Origin of the sequence: Proteus sp. STS61-E (assembly GCF_040932335.1) — a bacterium.
Classification (GTDB): Bacteria; Pseudomonadota; Gammaproteobacteria; order Enterobacterales; family Enterobacteriaceae; genus Proteus; species Proteus mirabilis_B.
Window position 1 is genome coordinate 295966 of record NZ_JBFQGE010000003.1, and the last position, 22308, is coordinate 318273.

Genomic DNA, 22308 nt, shown 5'->3' on the forward strand with positions numbered 1-22308 from the left:
TTATTTCACCATCGCAGGTGTATTTACTGGAGCATCCCATAAGGTCAATAATTCGTTATCCACTTTTAATAACGTAATGGAGATCCCTGACATATCGAGCGAAGTACAATAAGAACCAATTAAAGAACGTTCGATGGTTAAGCCAAATTTTTCACAGCATTGGGTTAAACGGTTATAAACACCATAAAGCTCAGATTGTGGTGTGGCACCTAAGTTATTAACTAAAGCAATGACACGATCGCCAGATTTTAAAGGCTGTTTTTCCTGATTTTCATCGATCCAAGTGCCGTTTTCACGATCCCAATTGCGGATCACACGTTGATAGTGGCCATTTTCAATTAAAGTATTAAACATGGCATCAACAGTATCATTCAGGGATGTAAATTTACGACGATCAATACCTGGTTCACCGTGAATACCGACGCCAAACTCCATTTCATTTTCAGGTAAAGTAAAAGAGGGTTTTCCCGCAGCAGGAACTGTACAAGCTTCCAAGGCAACACCGATAGAAAAACCATTGTTATTAATGTGATGACCTAATTTAACTAGTTCATCAAGAGAGTCGCCTCTTTCAGCTGCCGCACCCAGTAGTTTTTCAATTAATACGGTATTGGCGACACCACGACGTCCTGCGGTATATAAGCTATCTTTTACTGCTACATCATCATCAACTAATACCGTTGCGATTTTTACACCATCGTCATGAAGCAGTTCTGTTGCCGTTTCAAAATTCAGCACATCGCCGGTGTAGTTTTTCACGATCATTAAAACACCTTCACCGCTATCAATGGCTTTGGCGCAGTCATACATTTTATCAGGTGTTGGTGACGTAAATATTTCACCCGGACATGCACCATCAAGCATTCCTTTACCCACAAAACCTGCATGCATCGGTTCATGTCCGCTACCACCGCCGGACAATAGAGCAACTTTACCTTTTACTGGAGCATCTTTTCGCGTGACATAAAAAGAGGAGGGATGAAGTTTGATTTCAGGATGGGCTTTTGCAAAGCCTTGTAGTTGTTCAGATAACACATCATCAACTCGATTAATCAGCTTTTTCATCTTAAATGCTCCATTTGAAATTTGTGTTTAGTCTTCAAACCAGAAATAGGGTTTCTGGTTTGGGTGGCTGACAAATTATTTATTAAAGGATTGGCAAACACGGCATCAATAAGCGGTGTTTGTTTTATTTAAAACATAAGAATTATTTTTATTTAGCTTAAAAATGAATCTACATCATTTATCTTTCTATAAGAATAGGTTAGTCAAATAACCTGTCAGAATGGGAGCAAGATCATAAAAATAAATGAAAAAGAGAGTGTCAGTTGGTGATGGTTACATACCTTGCAAAAGAGTGAGTGCTTTCTCTCTCTGTTCTGGAGAAAGGTTTTTAATCACATCTAATAACAACGTATCTTTGTTTTTTGCACTTGGCATAAGGGTATGACTAAACGTGAGGTTTAAAACAAAGGTATGCCCGCATTCAGGATCACGACAAGCACAATAGAGATCGGATAACTCTTTGTGTTTACGATTACTTTTCTTTATAAGCGCTTTTTCACCGCACTCAGGACAAAAAATAGTTAAGACACGCATATCGCTTTTCTCTTTGCTAAAGGCTATCAGATAGCTTCTATATTAGCTGAAATTTGTATTATAACCAGCCTATTTATTGTTTTTTTATATAAATCTTTGTTTTAAGGTTATTTAAAGATGTTTAAAACAAGTTTATTTGTTTTGATTGATGTGAATAGTTCGGTTATTGTCGGATAAGCTCTGATAACCGACGTTAACCGAACAAACTTACTAGCCTGAAATACAAACTTTGTAGATAATAGCTTCACGTTAAATGATACGGAGATAAGCAAGATATTGAATTTGTTGTTTATTCTTTTTGTTGATTTTCAGTGTAAGTAGAAAGCAATAGACAAGGATGTCTATTACAAGTTAACAAGGAAGTTAGCAGTAATATAACTGAATCGCCTGTTGTTTATCGCAAATGGATGTTGCGCGTAGTTGAAATAAAAGGAACTTACGTTATCTCAATCGGGAATTTATTCAGTTACACAGGGTCGTGGTTTACTGCTAATTCTTTACAGATTATCTGATGAATGTTGGGAGGTGAGGGTTCTTTTTACGGTTAAAAAAGTGTAATCAGAGATGAGGTGTATTCATGGATGAATATGACAGCACATTGATATCGTTAGTAATAGTGGGCGCTTTTATTGCATTAGGGAAGATGCTCGTTGCGAATGAAACCATTACATTAAGATTGTTTATCGGCAAAATTATTTTAGGCTCTGCGGTTTCTGTTGTTGCTGGCGCACTGCTTATTTTATGGCCTGGAATTGATTCTGTCGCAGTAATGGGAATTGGCTCAGCGCTCGGTATTGTGGGTTATCAGTTAGTCGAAATCTGGTTACGTAAACGAGGTAGTCAATTTTTTTCAGGGAAAGAAAAAGATGATACCAAGTAAAAAGTGCAACACGTTTTCATCATAATAAAAGTCGATAAAGTCAGTTTTGTCTCGAATGGCTAAGGAGTTAGGTCATGTTCAACACACAAGCGTTATATGCATGGATTGCACTACTGGCGTTTAGTTTGGGTTGGATTGCTCAAGGATGGCATCGAGACAATATAGTGTTAAAACAACGGATGTTAATAACGCTAATCGAAGATCAAGCAAACATGGATGCTTGTCTTGATCTTCAACTTTTTCCTTCCGATAGTTGTCTGGATCATGTATCAGAAATAAAATCATTTTTTCCTTTATTGCAATATCAACACAATCAAGAAATAGCAAAGGCAGATTTTGAAAACCACTGTCTTAATGCAGATTTTATTACGGTATTTAATAACACACGATGTGAAGTGAGAAGTGCTTATTTAGGAAATATTTCTGTTTATTAATAAGCATTGGTAATGTATTTCTGTTTTTAAATTTTATTAATTTGTGCCTTTTGTGTCGATTGCCCATGTAATCTAAAAGATTATTCTGATGTTAAATAAAGTAAACATTCATTTTATTTTTTATTAAAGCAATTCTATTTATTTTTATCTTCCTTTTAGTTTTGTAACTAATTGATTTTAAATCATATAAACAAAATCTAAATAAACTGTTATTATTTCTAAAATTCCAAATATAATTTTGTTTATAACTGTTTTAAAAATATAAATATTTATCTTTAGAATATATATAAAATAAAAAAGTTATTTTTTATTTAGCTAAAGAAATTGAATAAATAACGTGTTATATCAATAGTTCATCAAAGATTAATCTCTATAATTTGGCTTTAAGTTATTAGACGCCAAATTTATCATTATAATAAATCATCAAAATGAACTTTAAACGCTTTATTTTTAAACGACTTATCCAAGTTGTTCCTATGCTTATTATTGTCAGTATTTTGGCATTTATATTAAGCCATATTTCAGCGGGTGATATTGCTGAAATTACTTTACGAAGCAAAGGGATCATTCCAACACCGGACAGTATTGCTGCGGTGCGAACAGAACTGGGATTAGATAGACCTCTGTATATTCAATATTTAAGTTGGTTGGCACACACCTTACAAGGTGATTTTGGTACATCGATTCAATCCGGTTTACCTGTTAGCCAAGAAATTATGGATAGATTTCCTGCAACGTTAAAATTGGCGTTGGTTTCGACGTTATTTGCCATTATTTTATGTGTCCCTATCGCGTTAGTTTCTGTGCGTTTTAAAGATACACCGATTGACCACGGCATTCGTTTTTTAACCACGGTTGCAGCGACCTTACCTGATTTTTGTCTCGGATTGTTATTACTGTATATCTTTGCGATCCAATTACATCTTGCGCCAGTGATTGCAGGCGACAGTATGCAAAATATTCTCTTACCCGCCTTAACGCTCAGTGCAGGGTATGCAGCTATGTATACCCGTATTTTACGTAATAACTTAATTGAAGTGAGTTATACCGATTATATTCGAGCAGCCAGAGCAAGAGGTTTAGGCAAAACAGCAGCACTTTTTCGTCATGGTTTAAAAAATGCCGTTTTGCCTTGTATTACGTTAATTGGCGTGAATTTTGGTAAGTTGTTAGGCGGGCAATTTGCTTGTGAAACCATTTTTTCATGGAACGGTATTGGCAAATTTGCCGTAGACAGTATTCGCCTTAAAGATTTGCCTGTTATTCAAGGATATATCGTTGTTGTGGCGGTAACCTACATTGTTATTAACCTTTTGATAGACGTGTTGTATGTGTTTATCGATCCTAAAATAATGATGGAGTGATAACCATGCAGCCAAATTTTTTGCAGCGATTTTTACAACAACGTTTAGCAATGACTGGCGTGGTGATCATCCTCTTTCTCATTATTTTAGGTGTTTTTGCTCCTTATTTAGCCCCTCATGATCCTTATTTGACTAACGTTAAATTAAAACTGATGAGTGCTAGCGTTGATTATCCATTAGGAACGGATCAGCTAGGCCGTTGTGTCTTTTCACGATTAATTTATGGGGTCCGCACCAGCCTTTCGACAGCGGTACTTGCCACTGCATTAATGCTTAGTATTGGTATTCCATTGGGAATTTTAGCGGGATATGTAGGAGGCAAAACCGATAACTTGATTATGCGTCTTGTTGATATCGCATCAACATTTCCATCCAGTTTATTGGCATTGGCGGCGATTGGGATCACAGGTCCCAGTTTAATGACGATCCTATTGGTATTTATTACCCTTTGGTGGGCACCTTTTGCCCGTATTATTCGTGGCTCTGTTATTGCATTAAAAGAGAAAGATTTTATTCAAGCGGCTATCTCTGTCGGTTCACCTCATCGCCGTATTATATTTCATCACATTATTCCTAATGCCATGTCATCTATTATTGTTCTCGCCACATTACGTATTGCGGCGGTTATTACGCATGTTGCGGCATTTTCATTTATCGGTTTAGGCTCACAACCACCTATTGCAGATTGGGGAGTGATGCTCAGTGATAGCCGACAATATATGACGCAATATCCGATGATGATTATCTATCCTGCACTTGCCATTATGCTGTCAGTGTGGGCGCTAAATATGATTGGTGAAGGATTAAATGATGTCTTACAAAACAACGCCAAAGCCTTAGATTTAAAAAAACAGGAGGAGATTTAAGATGTGCTCTAAACCTGTTTTATCCGTCAAAGGGCTGACGACCGTTTTCCAACAACAAAAAAGTGAGTTTGTAGCGGTAAATAATATCGATCTTGATCTCTATGCCGGAAAAATAACGGCATTAATTGGAGGATCGGGAAGTGGTAAATCAGCTACGGCACTCTCTTTAATGAATTTAGTGGATAAGCCCGGAAAGGTTATTTCGGGTGAAATCATGTTATCTGGTGATGTGATTTCAAATAAAAGTGAAAGGCAGTGGCGAAATATTCGTGGGCAGAAAATTGCCATGATTTTCCAAGAGCCAAGAAGTGCATTAAATCCTACCATCAAAATAGAAAAGCATTTTGCCGAATCGTTATCCCCTTTATGGCGAAAAAAATCGAAAACAGAAAAGCGACAACGATATAAAGATATTTTATCTCGCCTTGGATTAAGCCATGCAGATGAGTTGTTAAATAAGTACCCATTTGAGCTAAGTGGCGGTATGTGTCAGCGCATTATGGTAGGTATGGGGCTGTTATCAGAGGCGCAAGTTGTTATCGCTGACGAACCGACAGCGTCTTTAGATCTCACAACGCAAGCGGCTATTTTATATGAAATTGATCGTTTGAAATCATTGGGGATCGCCATTTTGTTGATCACGCACGATCTGGGTATTGTGGCGCAAATGGCAGACAACGTTTATGTGATGTATCAGGGCAATATTGTGAGTTCGGGAAGTGTGACTCAACTTTTTGATGAGCCTCAACATGAATATACCCAGCGTTTATTTTCAACAATAAAGCAGGGGGAATAAGATGCCATTAGTCGAAGTCAAAAACCTGTCTAAATATTATAAAAAAAATGGCGTTACAACCTGTGCGGTTGCCAATGCCTCATTTTGTATTTATCGAGGTGAAACGTTAGGTGTTGTTGGGGAATCTGGATGTGGGAAAACCACGCTTGGCAAATTATTACTGAAATTAGAACAAAGTGATGAGGGCGTTATTACGTTTTCAAAACAGGCGATCACAGATTTTAGTTTTAAACAGATGCGCCAAATTCGCCAAAATATGCAGATGATCTTTCAAGCCAGTGCAGATGCTTTTAATCCTTATTTTACCGTAGAACAAATTATTGCTGAGCCATTAATTAATTATAAACACCTTACTCGCCAAGGGCGTCAGCAACTGATCAGTAAAACATTAGAGTTAGTCGGTTTAGATAGCTCTTTTTTATCAAGACATTCTGATGCGTTATCCGGTGGACAAAAACAACGGATTGGTATTGCAAGAGCACTCGTGCTTGAGCCTGAATTTGTGGTGTGTGATGAGATTGTTTCGAGTATTGATTTTGCTTTAAAACAGCAAATCCTTACGTTAATTAATACCCTTAAAAAGACATTACAACTGACCTATTTGTTTATTTCTCATGATATTTCTGCGGTTAACTTTGTCAGTGATCGTATTATTGTGATGTATCTTGGTCATATTGTTGAAGTTATTCCTAAAATGGATAACCGTGTTCAACACCCATATAGTCAGACTTTATTATCTGCCGTATTACCGACTCATCCTTCACAACGCACGCCTTTTAAACAACAAATTTACACCGATGCACCTAAAACACTCACAGGATGCCCTTATTACCATCGTTGTGTAAATCGACAAGATATCTGTAAGCAACAAAATCCTCCTTTGATAGAAATTGCCTCTGATCATTGGGTTGCATGTCATCAAATAATCAATTGATAACAATAAGATAGAAAGAGAAAAAATATGTTTAAACAATTAATACACCGTACTTTATTAGTTGGCTTTCTTTCAATAACGGCATTAACAGGCTGTAATGATGAAAAACCAACAGAAAACACCACTCAAATTGAACAGAAAAAAGAAGTTGTCGTGGCTATTTATCGTGATGGTGCGATGAATATGCTTGATGCTGCCAGTTATAATGGCCCTCATTTTGTCTTTAAGATGATTTATGACGGCCTAACAGAAGATGGCGGCGAAGGTCAGATTATTCCAACATTAGCAACTAGTTGGGATATCTCAGAAGATGGTAAAACCTATACTTTTAAACTGCGCGAAAATGTGAAGTTTTCTGATGGCACTCCGTTTGATGCCGATGCGGTTATTTTTAACTTAAAACGTTGGGTGAATAATCCTCGTTATAGCCAAATTACCGCAACATTAGTAGATTCAATGGAAGCCATTGATAAATACACTGTGCGTATTACTTATAAAAATCCTTCTTATCCTATTTTAATGGAAATGACTTATCCTCGACCTGTACGTTTTTTAAGCCCCGCATCGTTAGGTGAAGACGGTAAAACCTTTACTAAACCTGTCGGAACGGGTCCTTGGATGCTAGAAAGTTATGAAAAAGATAAAAGCTTTACGCTGGTGCCAAATCCTTACTATTGGGGTGAAAAACCAAAGTTAGATCGCATTATCTTTAAAGTTGTTCCTGATGGTCAGGCGCGTGTTTTTGCCTTACAAAGTGGTGAGGTAGATATTATTGGCGGTGATCTGATTGGTAAAATCCCGATGGGAAATATTCAGGAACTAGAACAAGATAAGAAATTTGAAACATTTACCGCTGATACATTAAGTTCCCACTTTATTGCATTTAACCAACGTACACCTGAATTACAAGACAAGCGTATTCGCCAAGCGATTAATTACGCCATTGATAAAAAAAGCATTGCGGAAGATCTCTTTAATCATATTGGTAAAGAAGCGACCGGAATGTATCAATCTGGTGTGCCTTATGCAAATGCAAAAAATAACACCACATTAGCGGGTGATAAAGATAAAGCGCAGGCATTATTAATTGAGGCTGGATATAGCAAAAATGCCCAAGGAATTTTTGAAAAAGAAGGTAAGCCTTTGGCTTTTTCTTTCTTGCTAACAACAGACGAATTTCCTGAATGGAAAACCCTTGCCGAATTTATTCAAGCAGAATTAGCGCAAACAGGTATTCAAGTTAATTTAAAAATACTCGATCGTAATGGTTATACCCAATCTACTTTAGAATCAAAAGATTTTGATATGGCTTTAATGCGCACGGCTTCAGATTCATGGATGCCTCATAGCTCTATGCTAGAGATCTACGATATTCAAGCTAATAATCAGCAAGCTAAAGCATGGTATGACGAAAATCTCTCGGCGATGATTTATAAAACTTTAGCGACATTAAACGAAGAAGATCGCCAAAAAGGTTATGACGGCATTATGACCTTTATTAGTGAAGAGGCGATCACCGCACCGGTTTATCATCCTGTGACAAACTTTGCCATTAATCCTAAGAAGGTGGCTAATTTTGAAGTGGGTGTAAATAACTACGCGCCTGTTGCATGGGAAAAACTCACTGTACCTCATACATCTGAAAAATAGTCTCTACGGCGCTCTTTGCTAGCTATATCAGATCTTAGTCGCGCCGTGATTTTGCTTATTTATTTTAGTTTACTTACTGGTAGGTTTTGTTATGCAGGACTCAAAAGATAAATTATTAAAAAATTGGACAGAGGGAGCTGAGAATTACAGTAATTTGATCCAATTAGAATTAAACGGTTTCCAACGAGAAGCGTGGCTGAATATTATTCATGAATATTGTGGTCAACAAGGTACATTAAAGGTACTGGATGTGGGAACAGGGCCTGGTTTTTTCTCTATTATTATGGCGAAAGCAGGGCACAAAGTAACGGCAATAGATTGCACTGATGCGATGGTTGATGTCGCTAAGAAAAACTTTGAAACTTACCAAGTTGATGTCGATGTAATGCAAGGCGATAGCCACTCTTTACCTTTCCCTGATGATCATTTTGATTTGGTGATTAGCCGTAATGTGGCATGGACGTTATTAGATGCCAAACAAGGTTATAAAGAGTGGTTACGAGTCTTAAAACCGGGAGCAAGAACACTGATTTTTGATGCTAACTGGAATCGCTATTTATTTGATGACGGCTTAAATCAGAAAAATAGTGAAGATATTGAAGCATATACTGCACTGTTTAATGAAAAGCCAGCAGGATATAGCGATGCAATGCTCGATTACCGTAAAAGTATGCCGATGTGTCAAAAAATTAGACCTCAATGGGATCTTGAGACACTAGTTACTCTCGGTTATTCAGAGTTGACTTGTTTAACCAATATTAATGAGCGAGTGTATGACGAAAAGCGTAAAGTGCTTTATCGCTCAACACCGATGTTTATGATTGCAGCAAGTAAGCCTTGGGTAAAAGTGACTTATTAATAGCGATAAAAATAAAGTCCTATCTACACGATTAAGAGTGGATAGGACTTTTATGATCTTTGTAATTTTTTAATATTAAGATGCTGAAATAACAGTTTCAGGTGTTGCTTTTCTTTGGTGAAAATAAGCAGTAATAAGCAACATGGCATAAAATATTGCCCCCATCAGCCATAACAGACCATCCCAATAAGCGATGCTATAACTATAAATAAAAGCAAATAAAAGTGGACCAATAATTCCAGTAATATTGGTTAGGCTCACAAGTGTACCTTGTAATTTCCCCTGTGCATTATCATCGACAGATTTTGATAAATAGCCTTGTAAAGCGGGTTGTCCCATACCTCCAGCCGCTAAGCAAATTAATGCTGGCAAGATAACCCAAACTTGACCTATCCACGCTAATAATAAACAGCCCATCATATCAATAGACATACTGATCATAATAGTGGTTTTTTCGCCCCATTTTTGCGCTAATTTTCCGGCGACAACCGCTTGAAAGAAAATATGTAATATACCCAGAGTAGCCAAGGACATGCCGACAGAGGTTGTATTCCAATCAAAGCGGTATTGTGTAAACAGTACCCAGATGGTGGCAGGAATTTGCCCGATAAGCTGGATAATAAAATAGGTGGCTAACCAAAAGTAGAGACTTTTTCTAATAAAACCAGTGACTGAATTTGATGCAGTTTGGTTTTCAGGCGTGCTATTGGCAACAAGCGCTGTTCTTTTTTGCGTTTCACGGAAAAAGAGCAAAGAGAGGATTAATAATATTGAGTGTGAAATAGCGGCAAAGATAAATGGCGTATGAGCACTGATTTCACCTAATAATCCCCCTAGCATTGGACCAATAATAAGGCCGACACCAAAAGCGCCACCTAAGAAACCAAAATAGCGAGTTCGATTTTTAGCAGGAGTCACATCGCTCATCGCTGATGCACATACGGCACCTGTTGCGCCAGTGATCCCCGCAATGATGCGCCCAATATAGAGCATCCAAAGTGTGGTTGAGAATGCCATTAAAAGGTAGTCAAGTGCCGCGCCTAAAAGGGAAAATAACAAGATGGGTTTTCTACCGTATTTATCAGACAGTCGTCCTAGAATAGGTGCAAAAATAACCTGCATGGTAGCATAGAGCGCTAATAGCACACCGTAATGGGTTGCCAGTATGTTTTCACTGACAAATTCATTTAATAGCGTAGGGAGTACTGGCATGATAAGCCCGATGCCAATGGCATCTAATACGGTGATCAGCAGTATAATAATAATTGATTTATTCATTGAGATCCTAAAAAATCTATCAGTGATAGAGTGGGTGTAAAATATCTCTATCAGTGATAGATTGTCAAGGCTATTTTATTCTGAGGTAGGTAATGGCAAAGCTAGATAAAGAACAAGTTATTGATAATGCGTTGATTTTACTTAATGAAGTTGGTATTGAAGGATTAACAACGCGTAAGTTGGCACAAAAAATAGGAGTGGAACAACCCACGCTTTATTGGCATGTGAAAAATAAACGTGCTTTGTTAGACGCATTAGCAGAAACTATTTTGCAAAAGCACCATCATCATGTTTTGCCATTGCCGAATGAAACATGGCAGGATTTTTTACGAAATAACGCGAAAAGCTTTCGCCAAGCCTTATTAATGTATCGTGATGGTGGCAAAATTCATGCAGGAACACGCCCATCTGAAAGCCAATTTGAGACATCAGAACAGCAACTACAATTTTTGTGTGATGCAGGGTTTAGTCTATCTCAAGCCGTGTATGCATTGAGCTCTATTGCGCATTTCACATTAGGTTCTGTACTGGAAACTCAAGAGCATCAAGAAAGCCAAAAAGAGCGTGAAAAAGCAGAGACGGATGCTGTTGCCTATCCGCCATTATTAACCCAAGCCGTTGCAATTATGGATAGTGATAATGGTGATGCTGCATTTTTGTTTGTCCTTGATGTGATGATCTCTGGACTTGAAACGGTATTAAAGAGCACTCATTAAATTTAAATTCGCTGACGTCCTTTTTGGCTAATTAATTGCCCTTGTATGTCAGCGATACTAATGTGGGCAATGCAACCTGCGTTAAATTGTAAATAGTCATCTTCGATGCCATCAGAGAAAATCACACCATTCTCTGGCATCAAAGATCCTAATTGCAGTGGTGAATCAGGCTCAATAGTGCCAAAAGTCAATGCAACACCTGTTGTTCTACTTGGAAACGGCTCTCTTACACTAAATTGTAGCTTTCGTTCACTCCAGCTAAAACCTTGTAACAGAGGGTGCGAAGCTTCTCCTGTAATTGCCATCGCGCCAGCAAGAATAGATTGAAACCATCCTGTTGATCCCAGTCCTGTTGATACAATAATACCTGATGAAGATTGCACTTCTTCAGCGCCATTCCATTGCAAAATATACTGTGCGGAAGTGTGGCTTTTAGGGCCAATAAATAAGTCATTAACCGCTAATAAGGATTGACCATCATTGGTTGTCGCTTGTGCAAAAGTGACCGTTTTAAATGGCATTTTTTTATTAATGGTATTGATGACTGTCTCTTTTAATTGTCCTATTTCAAAGGGTAATAATTTACCATCCCATCTTGATGGATCAGGGTTTATCGCAATGATGGGCTGTCCATTAAGGTATTTCAGCGTATTAGCTACAAGCCCATCTTGACCAATTACCACCACAATATCGTGAGGTGAGAATTGATAGCTGGGTAATAAACCCCTTTCTAAAAGTTGAAATCGTCCTAATGATTTTAAAATCAGCTCAGCTTCAGTGAGTTGCTTTTGATATAAATTGTGTTCATTGAGGTAATCCTTTACCTCAACATTATTGTGTTCTAAATAGAATTTGGCTTGCGACCAAGTATTAAAGCGCTCAATTAATTCCTGTAAGCGGCTTTTTCTCATCACCAGCACAAAGCGAAAATCTTCGTTACGTTGCATTATTTACTGCCTTTTTTCATAAATTGGCTAAATAAATCAGGTGTGATATTCAACTCGCCGATTTTTCCTGAATTCAGCGCTAAGGTTTCAAATGCCATTGCCATTAATTGCTGCGAGTCCATTTTTGCTAGTGCCATGGCTTTTAGATTTTCAACTGGCAATTCACGATAAGCACGCATGGTAGCTTCAATAGCATAAGCATCTGCTTCTGATTGTGTTCTCTGATTTTCAGCACTTAATGCGACCAGTTCTTTGCGTTTTGCTTCAGCATTAACCTTGGCTTCAAGGCGTTCTTTTTCAATCTCAGCTTGTTCGCGTAATAATGTACGTTCGTTTTCTAAACGTGCTTCTTCAATCTCTTGGCGTTTACGCTGAACAGATAAATCGGTTTCTAATTCAGCCTCTTTAATGGTGCGTTCTTGTTCTACTGAGAATTTACGACGGGCATAAATTGCATCATCGGCTTCTTTCAGTAAGGATTCTCTCGCTTCAGCTTCAAGTGCTTTTAAGGTTTCGGGTGATGGAGTGATTGCCGCAATAGAGACATCTAAAATCGCAATACCTAATGCTTCTAATGATGGATGTTCAACTAATTGTTCCATCACCAAAGTGACTAGTGATTGGCTAAGTAATAACGCTTCTCTAAGTGGGGTACTTTGGATCTTTGCTTGAATTAAGGTTTGTGCAATACGTACAACACGATCACTGAGTTTGAGTGGATCTTCAGAGGCATACGATTTGCCGTTTTTGCTCAAGTTAAAGTTGAGTACTTCTGCGGCTTTTTCAGGTGCTTTAACCTGAAATGAGATTTGCCCTTGAATGCGTAATCCCTGAAAGTCTGAGGTTTGAAAGTTAAAAATAAAAGGTGCTTCTTGCGCGTTTAAAGGTAATGCCGCAATAGAGGTTGTGGCTGAGTTATACCAAAAACTCAAACCTTTACCTTGTTGGCGAACGCGACCATTGACGGATTTGATAATGAATGTTGATGAATCAGCTTTAAAGTAATTTAAGTTAAACATAGTGTCTCTCCAGTTAGTGTCCTTATGACAATAACTGGATTGTGTCCTATCGACACTATGCTTGTCAACTGATTTAGTGTCTTTATGACAAAATTTGATTTTTTGCTGTTTAGGCTTAAAATAGTTTCATCGTTTTCTAATAAAGCTTACGCCATGAATGAACAAGATTTTTTAGCCAGTTATAACCGTCGTGATTTCCTATCTCCACTGATCACCGTTGATGCCGTACTGTTTACTTATCATGAAGAGCAGTTAAAAGTGTTGTTGGTAAAAAGAGGGGAGCATCCTGAAAAAGGAAAATGGGGTTTACCCGGTGGATTTGTCGATGAAGTGAAAGACAAATGCCTTGAAGATACGGTGCTAAGAAAATTAAAAGAGAAAACGGGCGTGATCCCCCCTTATATTGAGCAACTCTGTTCCGTGGGAAATAGCCAGCGTGATGTAAGAGGTTGGTCGGTGACGGTTTGTTATACCGCGTTGATTGCACATCAAGCCTGTGAAGCACATATCGATACCGTGGATTCGGTGATGTGGTGCCCTATTGATGAGATTGCACAACAAAGCTTAGCGTTTGATCATCATGAATTAATTGCCCAAGCGAGAGAGCGATTAAAGCAAAAATCACTCTATTCGATTGTTCCCGGGTTTGCATTACCAGAAGTATTTACCTTGCCAGAATTGCAACATGTTCATGAAATTTTGATTGGTAAAGAGATCCAGAAAAAATCATTTAGACGACGCATCGAACAAGCTGACTTATTGATTGATACTGGAGAAAAACGAGCAGAAAGAGGACGCCCTGCAAGTCTGTATCGACTTAAAGAGGCGTCTGCGGATTATCGTTTTATTCGAAATCTTGAGTTTTAATAGGCTGACGTTTTACAAAGCTAGTTGTTTGACAAAGTCAGTTGTTTGACAAAGTAGCGAGCGCCATCTCGAATGGCGTCATCAGCCACTTTCATCATACGTGAGTAGTGTAAAAAGGCATGTAATGTGCCTGGATACATTTTATATTCACAAGCTAATTGATGGGCTTCTAAGGTTTTAAATAGCGTCACACTATCATCAATAAGTGGGTCATATTGTGCGCTGGCGATAAAGCAAGGTGGAATATCTTGCGTTAAATCGTTATTAAATAAGCAATAATAAGGTGCATCACGACTGCCAAGTGCGGTTAGATATGCATTATCATATTCTTCTAGATCTTGTTGGCGCAATCCATCCCATTCTCCCCCATAAAGGCGACGGCTGGTGGAATCGCGTAGGCCATATAATCCATACCAAAGCAAAACAGCACTGATATTGCCACAGTAAATTTGTTTATCGCGTAGCCACAATACGGTGGCAAGAGACAACATTGCACCTGCCGAATCACCCGCAAAACCAATATGTTGCGTATTAATATCATAGTGTTTTGCATGTTGATGATAATACTGACAAATCTGTGCCGATTCATCAATAGCTTGAGGATAGTGCGCTTCGGGTGACAGTGAATAATCAATACCAATAACGGCACAACCGGTATAGCAGGCAAGCAGCCGCATAATGCGATCGTGAGTATCTAGGTTCCCTAAAATAAAACCACCGCCATGCAGATAATAGAGTGTTGCGGGTGTTTTTTCTTTGGGTTTATAAAGACGTGTTAATACATTTCCATAAGAAGTACTCACCGAAATATCTTGTATGCTAAACATCTCTGGTGCATCTGCATTCCAATAACGCCTATCTTGATTATAAGCAAGACGCATTGATGGATAACCATCATTTTCTGGTGCTGATTGCGGATTATCTGCATAAAATTGCATAACTTGTTTCATCTCTGGCGAAATAAGTTCTAGCACATTGATTTTATTTTTAGTTTTCATTCATGCCTCCAATTATCACTGTGGGGTATTGTAAATAACGGGGCTTAATAAACTGAGATCTTGATATCCAATATTGAACGTTAGCGTTAAATGGAAAGGGAGAGAGGTAAATATGTGATCTAACTTGAATTTAAATAAAATGGCTAAAATAGGATTAATTGCACAGTTTTTCTTAACTAAATATAGATCTGAGAATAGAAATGATTATGAGATGTGTTATTGTATTTTATACTTAATCTTATTTTAGAAACGAAAAATGAAAATAAAATTAGCTATTTTAAGTTTGCTTTGCAGTACCATTTTATTAAGTGGATGTGCTACTCAACCAATGCAGCCAGATGAACAATCTCATTTGTTATTGAAAACAAAGTTAGTTAGTGAACCAGTGAAATTGACTCAGAGTGAAATAGATGAGTTAAATCTAGCGTTTAAAAATCACCCTAAGAATTTATCACGTCCATTACCTAATTATCCTGTAAAAGCTTATTTTCAAGGTATTGAAGGTGAACTAAAGGCGAAATTTGATGTTGATGAAAATGGGCATGTACAAAATATTAGGATGCTAGATTCACCTTTAGTGGATGTTTTTGGTTTGTCACTTATTCACGCTATGGAACAATGGCGCTATGAAACAGGAAAACCAGTAAAAGATTTAAATTTGGTTATGAAATTTAAGCTTGGAGCTCAAGGTTAAATTTAATACCATGAAAAAAGAGAATAACCCGCGATAAATTAAATAGATTATTCTCTTACTTTATTAATTTGATACTAACTGCACCACAACAAGTCGCCCGCCTTCTTCTGTCGATAATACAAATTGCAACCCATCTGTTAGTGCAATTTTATCGCCAATCGCTATCTGCTTTTTCTCTGGTAATACCATTAATCCATCAATACGCTCATTAACAAGCCACCATGTTGAATTGTGATAAACAAAATAACCTACACGTTTTTTCTGTTCATCGGTGGTACGTTCATTAGGCGCAATAAGGCGATTAACATGCCAAGGAAAGAGTGATTGATTACTCCAAACCATTAAGCGGTGATCGTCAGGTCTGAAGCTACCCGCTTTACGTGAAGAATAAAGATTTAAAATCGGTAATTGTCCTTTATATGGTGTATGACAATAAGGGCAAACAGGATGTGTTTTTCCTGAAAAAACATACCATTGCTGTTCACAATCTTTATTTTGACAAGGCTGAACTAAATCTACCGTTTTAACTAAAGCGGTTTCCCACTCATCTGCGGTAGGGCGTTGAGAAGGATCGTGTAACCCTGAAATAAAGGCTCTTTCAAAAAGAGGTGTTAGGTACGGTCCCATAATCGTGTATGGGATTTTTTCAGGATCAGCCCAAGGGAGAGATGACGGTTTTACCTGATTCAATTTTACCGCATTGCTACGATCGGTTGGATGCTCAATAAACAGCGCTTTTTCACCCATAGACAATGTTTCATCACGCATCTCATCGTCAAGATCGTGAATTTTACCGCCACGTAATGGATGACGATAAAACAGATACATATAGATTAATACTGCAAGTGCGTGCCTATCGGTCGTAATGCTTGGCAAGATACGGTTAGGATCTTCTTTCGGTAAATGGCTAGTTTTTACCACTTCTGGCGCAATAAAATCAGGTGTTCCCACGACATCAGGTGGGTATTTACCGGGAACGACTAAACCGTCAATATCAATCACACAAGCATGACCTTGCTCAGGATCGATAAGGACGTTTTTATAGCTTAAATCACTATGGCATAAGCCAGCGGCATGCATTCGGCGCACGGCACGAGAGAGCAATAAACAGACTTTCAGATAATTTAACAGATTGCCTCTTTCGCGAGGATCGAGAAATTTATTTTGGTTGTTGGCACTAGCAAACCATTTACCTTCTTTTTCTCGACCTTTTATCGCTAGAAAGTCGTTGTTTTTAGATCCATATTTAAAGAAAAAGTGGGATTGATAAGTTGGAACAACAATCCCAATCTTGCCTTGATGTTCGACAACATCTGTTGGCCAGCAAAAGAGGTTTTTCCAATATTCTCCGCCACTTTGCTCAAAAATATTGTGCCGATAAGAGCCTGTTATCATATCGATTCTATCTTTGGCTTGTGCATTCTGTTTTGTTTTATAAAAGGCAACAACATAGGTTCGGTCAGGGGAAAAATAGACATCTTTCATTGAGCCAGAGCCAATAATTTCATTGACGTACTGAACTGTTTTTCCACTTTGCGTTGTACAGGTAATGATCTCTGCCATGAAACTCACCCATTCTCTCTTTTATGATTACCAAGCCACAACCAGAGTGCGGTCATCGTGATTGCCTGCTGAAAAGAAATTCAGCCATTCAGCCAATGCCTTATCTGCATTTTCAGGAGAAGCTAAACAAGGCGATATTTCATCAATGAGTGCAGCCCATTTATTGGGATCTTGTAAGCCATTATCTGTTTCAAATACCGGATCAGACACCCCGTCCGTCATTAAAATAAGATGTGAAATTTCTTTCCACTTACCAATAATAATGCGTCGATTAAACTCAGTATCGTTGAGCGCACTATCATCAAGAAAACGAGTTTGCCCTGCATATTCACCACTATCAGGAATACCTAAAACGCGCACTTTTCCTGCGGGACCATAAGCCGCAATCGCACCATCTCCCATCCAAAATGAGGCAGCAAATAACTCATCATTGATACGCAAAGAAACCGTGGCTAATAACGTAGTCGAAAAAGATTTTACCGGCTCATTAATATGAATGGCTTCGTTTTTCAGGTTATTAATCGCTAATTGCGCCGCATTACGAAAGAGTTGAGCAAAGAAGCTTCCCACTTGATTAATGGCGTTGTTGTCATTCCATTGATGGATGGCTGCAAGATGAGGTTTAAATGCTTCATTTCCCTCACTTAACTGTGATTTTAAATAGTGGCTTACGGTATTGATAGCAATGCGTGAGCCTTCACGAGAATAGCGCGCACTACCCGCACCGTCCGCGACAATTAAAATATTCCATTGGCTTTGATCATCGTGGTGAATGTAAAAATCATCATCACGGAATGTGCCTGCATGTTCATGAGAGCGACCGCGACGGCTTGCGCCTGCAATACGAATGCCTTCTTCAAGAATAAGTTTGCTATCTATATGCGCTTTGGGATAAGGGCTATCAGCGGGAGGCTCGTTGATTTGCCATAAGCTACGAGGATCAGGATTGATGATTAATAAGACGTCATTGTGATAGCGAATAGCATTAACAGACCAATGGACAACCAATGTGAAATTGCCACTTTTTGTCGGCATACCCACTAAGCAACGACTTTCAGGATCGAAGCTTATTCCAAGTGCTTCAGGAAAATCAATTGCTTCAATTTCGGCAATTTCGAGGGTATCTAGCTCTATATTGAGCGTAGAGTTAAACGCTGTACCTACTTTGGCATTAGAAAGAGTAATTTTTGCCGTAGGGCGTTGAATAATCGGTTTTTCTGTTGGCATTGGCGATGAGTGTGTTGGAATTTGTCCCGGTTTTAATGGGCTCTCTTCTGGTAATGATGTTTCTTCAGAGGCTAAATCGCGGGCTGGTGGCAATAACAGAAGAATAGGCTGTGCTTTGTCTTGTGATGTTATTTTTTCTGCCGTTTTTGCATTGATTTTATCAATAATAAAATCAATGTGTTGAGCGATTTCTGCATCTTCATACAGCGCAATAACCAGCTCTTCATGTACCGGAATGCGCTGTTGTGTCAGCGTGTCATCAATAATCAGTTTTGTGAGTAGGGCTTTTTTATCCATTAGCCTTTACCTCGTGTGACATCAAAGTCAGATTGGTTGCTGTTATCACCAAAGGTGATGTTGTTATCGCACCAAGGGCAAATAACGGTTTCAGGGCCATTTACACAGAGCAATTTGCCACATTGGCAAACGGCAAAAGCAGTGGCATTACCACAATAAGGGCAACCCGGTGTGCCATGAAGTTCACTGGTATTAACTTGATATGCTGTGGCGCTGAGATCACTCCATGCAAAGTAATCTTCATTTAAGGTGTAGCAACCCGTTAAGTTAAAGCCATTAAGGTTGAGATTAAAATTCAGCCCTGAAGCTTTCATGGGGGGGCGTTCGTATTTCATTAAATAAGGTGAGCGTGTATGGCTACAACGACCAACAAAAGTGACACAAGATTCATCATAAGCACGCGCGACATCATCTTTCGCAAGACGAACAATATGTTCTGTTTGACTTAAAAGTGGTGGTGGGTCTTCGCCAACACTTCGGCTATGAGAAACCACTGACATCGTTATCCATTTAATAAAACGAGTAAAATCGCCTTCTTGTGCTTCGGTAAATAACAGTACATTTTCAGTTAATTGTGACAGTACATGTAAGTCTGCACTTAAGCCTAATCCAATCGCAATTAAGTTAACTTTGTTGGCGTAGTGAGCTTTCCAGCGCTTGATCTCTTGTGCGTAATCATCGGTAGGTCTGCCGTCTGTTAAAAGGTAAACGACAGGTTTCCAATCACCTTTTTGCTCAAGGGTGGTTTTTCTTACTTGAGTGTCGATTTGGTGAGAAAGTTCTCGTAATGCACTGCCTAATGAAGTGCCTCCTCCTAATGGAAGTTGGGGAGGATAAAAAGAGACGACTTCAGTGAGTGGAACAATCGTTTTTGCAACGCCAGCAAAGGCAATAATAGAAACATAAGCCGTTTCAAGGGCGTGCGGGTCGCGCCTAAGATCGCTAATAATAGTTGTCAGACCGTCATTCATCTTTTTTAGGTTTTCACCGATCATCGATTCTGAACAATCTAAAACAAAGAAAATGGGTAGCCTTCTCATTGTTGTACCTTATCACTTTATCGTGGCTGTTATGTATTGTGATGGATAAACCAAAGCCTGAATAAAATAAAAGCAAAGCCTTTTGAAGTGCTTTGCTTTTGCGGATCACAGTACCAGTTGGATTTCAGGAGGTGGTGGCGGTAGGGTATCTTTATCCGTATTCACGCCTGCACTTGAACTGCCAGATGCAACACTGGCAGAAACCCATTTAAAAAAGCCAGAGAAGGCATTGGAGTCTAGCGTTTCTAAAGCCACTACTTGAGATGTGAGCTCTTTAAGGTGATCGTGTTTGGCTTTTGGACCCACAGCGCAAGCGATGATCGAACCAAATGAACGTTTTTTCACTTCTTTAATCGCTTCACCATAGGCGTAAGCATCAGAAGGTGTGCCATCGGTCATTAAAAAGACGAGAGGACGCCAGTCACCTTTTTGGTCACCATCAGAGCGCTTAATATCACGATCAACACACTTGATTAAACATTCCAGTGCTGCACCCGTAAAAGTACCGCCAGAGCTAGGTACAGTGATATCAGAGAATTGGAAATCCTCTAATGCGGTTAATGGGATAAATTCACGCGCCTCATTATCATAGGTAATGATAGAGATATGCACACTTTCTAATGCGTAAGGATCTTGTCTCAATGCATTAAGCATTGTTTGTATCCCTACGTTAACTGCATGAATAGATTCACCTCTCATTGATCCAGAAGTATCAATTAATAGGTAAACGGGAAGTCTTCTCATTAGGTGAAATCCTTTAAGTAAGAAATAAAGCTATCTGAACTTGAAGGCTCACCAATGGCGTTAAGTTTCCAGCCATTCTCTTCTCTGACTAATTCAGCAAACAGCATTGAACGTTGGTTGTTAAAGGCTTCGCCTCCAGATAAATCAAAACGAGCCATTTCTATATTTTTGGCATCAACAGCGCGGATAAAGGCGTTTTGTACTTTACCGAAGTGTTGTTGTAGCTCTCGACCATTGTAAATCTGAACAATAAAGACAATTTTGGTAAACTTAGGATCAAGTGTGTTTAATTTCACGATGATCTGCTCATCGTCTCCATCGCCTGCACCCGTTCTGTTATCACCAGTTAACCAAATCTGTCCTGATTTATGTTGTAGGCTATTAAAGAAAATAATATCGCCATTGACGAGGGAAGGTTGCCCACCTTCAATTTTGCCTAAATCGTTTACTTTACCGTTTTCGCCACATAAGAAGGCGATAACATCTAAATCGTATTCTTCGCTTTTTTTACCAAAAAGCCCACCAAGGAATCCGCGTTTTTCTTCGTTGATATCCCAGCCTAAACCGATAGTGACAGAGGAAAGGTCATATTCATTTTTCTTTAAACTAACACCTTGTCCTTTTTTTAAACTAACCGACATATTCATTCCTTTTTTATTTAAAGTACAACGTTAACCTCAGGAGGTGGCGGTGGTAAGTCATCAAGATCACTAATATCTTTCTTAGTTAAATCGACCTTTTGACTACCGACAGAAATACTGGCTGAAACCCACTTAAAGAATGACTTAATCGTATTGGAGTCCGCAGTATCTAGCTGTAATACAATTTCAGTGATATTTTTGAGCACATCAGTTTGTGCTGCTCGTCCTGCCGCACACGCAATAACAACACCCGTGCGTGCCGCTTTAAATTTCTCAACGCCTTTTTTCCAATCGTCTGTTGGGGCACCATCTGTCATCACAAAAACCAATGGACGCCAATCACCTTTTGTTTCAGCCGTGGTTTTTTGTACTTCTTTTTCAATACGACTAGAAACTAAAGTAAGTGCTGAACCTAATGCAGTTGTTCCACTTGCGACTAAATCAGGTACTTTAAAATTGATTAAATCAGTGAGTGGCACAATCTGTTGTGCGGTTGAATCAAAGGTGATGATAGAAATGTAAGCGGTTTCTAATGCGTAAGGATCTTGGCGTAGTGTTGATAAGAGCATTTCAACGCCATTTTTTACTGCTGCAATAGGTTCTCCATGCATAGAACCCGATGTATCAAGTAAAAGGTAAACTGGCAATCTTCTCATGCATTTATCCTGTGAGTGAGGTAGAAGTAAGCGATTAATATACTAACCGACTCATGAAGGTGTTCAATTGAGATAATGCTTAGTTTAATTAAATTAGAGAAAAAACGCAGTGATGATTGTCCAATATTATTAATCTGAATAAAGATCGCATGAAAAGTAAAATAAAAGAGGAATTGGGCTGCCTTTTACTCCAAAATTGAGTGGCGGAGTGATTTAATTTTATTAAAGGAAGTGTTTTT

At 38.6% G+C, this 22308-nt stretch carries 23 protein-coding genes; 11 read left to right on the plus strand and 12 right to left on the minus strand.

All coding sequences use genetic code 11. The features are described from left to right. Both dhaK and AB4J89_RS09630 read right to left on the minus strand, forming a co-directional pair. Positions 1 to 1065: a dihydroxyacetone kinase subunit DhaK gene (dhaK, locus tag AB4J89_RS09625; protein ID WP_368469047.1), complete on the minus strand. Its 1065-nt coding sequence runs from the start codon at positions 1063 to 1065 to the stop codon at positions 1 to 3. 273 nt (positions 1066 to 1338) lie between these two features. Then, a complete protein-coding gene (locus AB4J89_RS09630) occupies positions 1339 to 1599 on the minus strand; it encodes an ogr/Delta-like zinc finger family protein (protein WP_023582814.1) in 261 nt (86 codons plus the stop codon). A gap of 577 nt (positions 1600 to 2176) precedes the next feature. Between AB4J89_RS09630 and AB4J89_RS09635 the strand changes: the two genes are divergently transcribed. From AB4J89_RS09635 to AB4J89_RS09670, 8 genes are all read left to right on the plus strand, one after another. Then, on the plus strand, positions 2177 to 2479 hold the full coding sequence (locus AB4J89_RS09635) for a phage holin family protein (protein WP_088494598.1): 303 nt from the start codon (positions 2177 to 2179) through the stop codon (positions 2477 to 2479). Positions 2480 to 2553: 74 nt separating this feature from the next. Beyond that, a complete protein-coding gene (locus AB4J89_RS09640) occupies positions 2554 to 2913 on the plus strand; it encodes a hypothetical protein (protein WP_088494599.1) in 360 nt (119 codons plus the stop codon). 428 nt (positions 2914 to 3341) lie between these two features. After that, positions 3342 to 4277 (plus strand): ABC transporter permease, encoded by a 936-nt coding sequence (locus AB4J89_RS09645; protein WP_088494600.1) that lies wholly within the window; start codon positions 3342 to 3344, stop codon positions 4275 to 4277. Between the two features lie 5 nt (positions 4278 to 4282). Continuing rightward, on the plus strand, positions 4283 to 5143 hold the full coding sequence (locus tag AB4J89_RS09650; RefSeq protein ID WP_194951207.1) for an ABC transporter permease: 861 nt from the start codon (positions 4283 to 4285) through the stop codon (positions 5141 to 5143). 1 nt (position 5144) lies between these two features. Further along, on the plus strand, positions 5145 to 5939 hold the full coding sequence (locus AB4J89_RS09655) for an ABC transporter ATP-binding protein (protein ID WP_088494602.1): 795 nt from the start codon (positions 5145 to 5147) through the stop codon (positions 5937 to 5939). Between the two features lies 1 nt (position 5940). Next, complete coding sequence (locus AB4J89_RS09660) at positions 5941 to 6873, plus strand: oligopeptide/dipeptide ABC transporter ATP-binding protein (RefSeq protein WP_368469050.1); 933 nt, start codon at positions 5941 to 5943, stop codon at positions 6871 to 6873. A gap of 27 nt (positions 6874 to 6900) precedes the next feature. After that, positions 6901 to 8523, plus strand: coding sequence for an ABC transporter substrate-binding protein (locus tag AB4J89_RS09665; protein ID WP_088494604.1), 1623 nt, complete (start codon positions 6901 to 6903; stop codon positions 8521 to 8523). A 91-nt stretch (positions 8524 to 8614) separates the two neighbouring features. Further along, the gene (locus AB4J89_RS09670) at positions 8615 to 9382 is read left to right on the plus strand and encodes a class I SAM-dependent methyltransferase (protein WP_088494605.1); all 768 of its coding nucleotides are present in this window, start codon (positions 8615 to 8617) and stop codon (positions 9380 to 9382) included. A gap of 75 nt (positions 9383 to 9457) precedes the next feature. Here the strand turns inward: AB4J89_RS09670 and tet(H) are convergent, their stop codons facing one another. Continuing rightward, a complete protein-coding gene (tet(H), locus tag AB4J89_RS09675) occupies positions 9458 to 10660 on the minus strand; it encodes a tetracycline efflux MFS transporter Tet(H) (protein WP_088494606.1) in 1203 nt (400 codons plus the stop codon). 92 nt (positions 10661 to 10752) lie between these two features. Here tet(H) and tetR(H) point away from each other — a divergent pair, with 92 nt between their 5' ends. Then, positions 10753 to 11376 carry a tetracycline resistance transcriptional repressor TetR(H) gene (gene tetR(H) / locus AB4J89_RS09680; RefSeq protein ID WP_368469053.1) on the plus strand — a complete coding sequence of 208 codons (624 nt, stop codon included), beginning with the start codon at positions 10753 to 10755 and terminating at the stop codon, positions 11374 to 11376. Positions 11377 to 11378: 2 nt separating this feature from the next. Here the strand turns inward: tetR(H) and AB4J89_RS09685 are convergent, their stop codons facing one another. Both AB4J89_RS09685 and AB4J89_RS09690 read right to left on the minus strand, forming a co-directional pair. Beyond that, a complete protein-coding gene (locus tag AB4J89_RS09685; RefSeq protein WP_088494608.1) occupies positions 11379 to 12323 on the minus strand; it encodes a sugar kinase in 945 nt (314 codons plus the stop codon). Continuing rightward, positions 12323 to 13342 (minus strand): SPFH domain-containing protein, encoded by a 1020-nt coding sequence (locus AB4J89_RS09690; protein WP_088494609.1) that lies wholly within the window; start codon positions 13340 to 13342, stop codon positions 12323 to 12325. Before AB4J89_RS09690 ends, AB4J89_RS09685 begins: the two co-directional genes overlap by 1 nt. 153 nt (positions 13343 to 13495) lie before the next feature. Here AB4J89_RS09690 and AB4J89_RS09695 point away from each other — a divergent pair, with 153 nt between their 5' ends. After that, positions 13496 to 14209 carry an NUDIX domain-containing protein gene (locus AB4J89_RS09695; RefSeq protein ID WP_088495987.1) on the plus strand — a complete coding sequence of 238 codons (714 nt, stop codon included), beginning with the start codon at positions 13496 to 13498 and terminating at the stop codon, positions 14207 to 14209. Positions 14210 to 14229: 20 nt separating this feature from the next. On the opposite strand, the gene aes is transcribed toward AB4J89_RS09695, so the two are convergent. Continuing rightward, the gene (gene aes / locus AB4J89_RS09700; protein WP_368469055.1) at positions 14230 to 15207 is read right to left on the minus strand and encodes an acetyl esterase; all 978 of its coding nucleotides are present in this window, start codon (positions 15205 to 15207) and stop codon (positions 14230 to 14232) included. Between the two features lie 256 nt (positions 15208 to 15463). Here aes and AB4J89_RS09705 point away from each other — a divergent pair, with 256 nt between their 5' ends. Further along, positions 15464 to 15901, plus strand: a complete 438-nt coding sequence (locus tag AB4J89_RS09705) for a TonB family protein (RefSeq protein WP_368469057.1) — start codon at positions 15464 to 15466, stop codon at positions 15899 to 15901. 63 nt (positions 15902 to 15964) lie between these two features. On the opposite strand, the gene AB4J89_RS09710 is transcribed toward AB4J89_RS09705, so the two are convergent. The 6 genes from AB4J89_RS09710 to AB4J89_RS09735 all read right to left on the minus strand — a co-directional run bounded on the left by AB4J89_RS09710 (position 15965) and on the right by AB4J89_RS09735 (position 22069). After that, positions 15965 to 17464, minus strand: a complete 1500-nt coding sequence (locus AB4J89_RS09710; protein WP_311755295.1) for a lipopolysaccharide kinase InaA family protein — start codon at positions 17462 to 17464, stop codon at positions 15965 to 15967. Between the two features lie 27 nt (positions 17465 to 17491). After that, positions 17492 to 18988: a PP2C family serine/threonine-protein phosphatase gene (locus tag AB4J89_RS09715; protein WP_368469059.1), complete on the minus strand. Its 1497-nt coding sequence runs from the start codon at positions 18986 to 18988 to the stop codon at positions 17492 to 17494. Then, complete coding sequence (locus tag AB4J89_RS09720; RefSeq protein WP_368469061.1) at positions 18988 to 20028, minus strand: TerY-C metal binding domain-containing protein; 1041 nt, start codon at positions 20026 to 20028, stop codon at positions 18988 to 18990. Before AB4J89_RS09720 ends, AB4J89_RS09715 begins: the two co-directional genes overlap by 1 nt. 105 nt (positions 20029 to 20133) lie before the next feature. Continuing rightward, positions 20134 to 20772, minus strand: coding sequence for a VWA domain-containing protein (locus AB4J89_RS09725; RefSeq protein ID WP_075672662.1), 639 nt, complete (start codon positions 20770 to 20772; stop codon positions 20134 to 20136). Further along, positions 20772 to 21413 carry a TerD family protein gene (locus tag AB4J89_RS09730; protein WP_088494615.1) on the minus strand — a complete coding sequence of 214 codons (642 nt, stop codon included), beginning with the start codon at positions 21411 to 21413 and terminating at the stop codon, positions 20772 to 20774. The genes AB4J89_RS09725 and AB4J89_RS09730 overlap by 1 nt, the downstream gene beginning before the upstream one ends. A 17-nt stretch (positions 21414 to 21430) precedes the next feature. Next, a complete protein-coding gene (locus AB4J89_RS09735) occupies positions 21431 to 22069 on the minus strand; it encodes a VWA domain-containing protein (RefSeq protein WP_088494616.1) in 639 nt (212 codons plus the stop codon). Positions 22070 to 22308 lie beyond the last annotated feature (239 nt).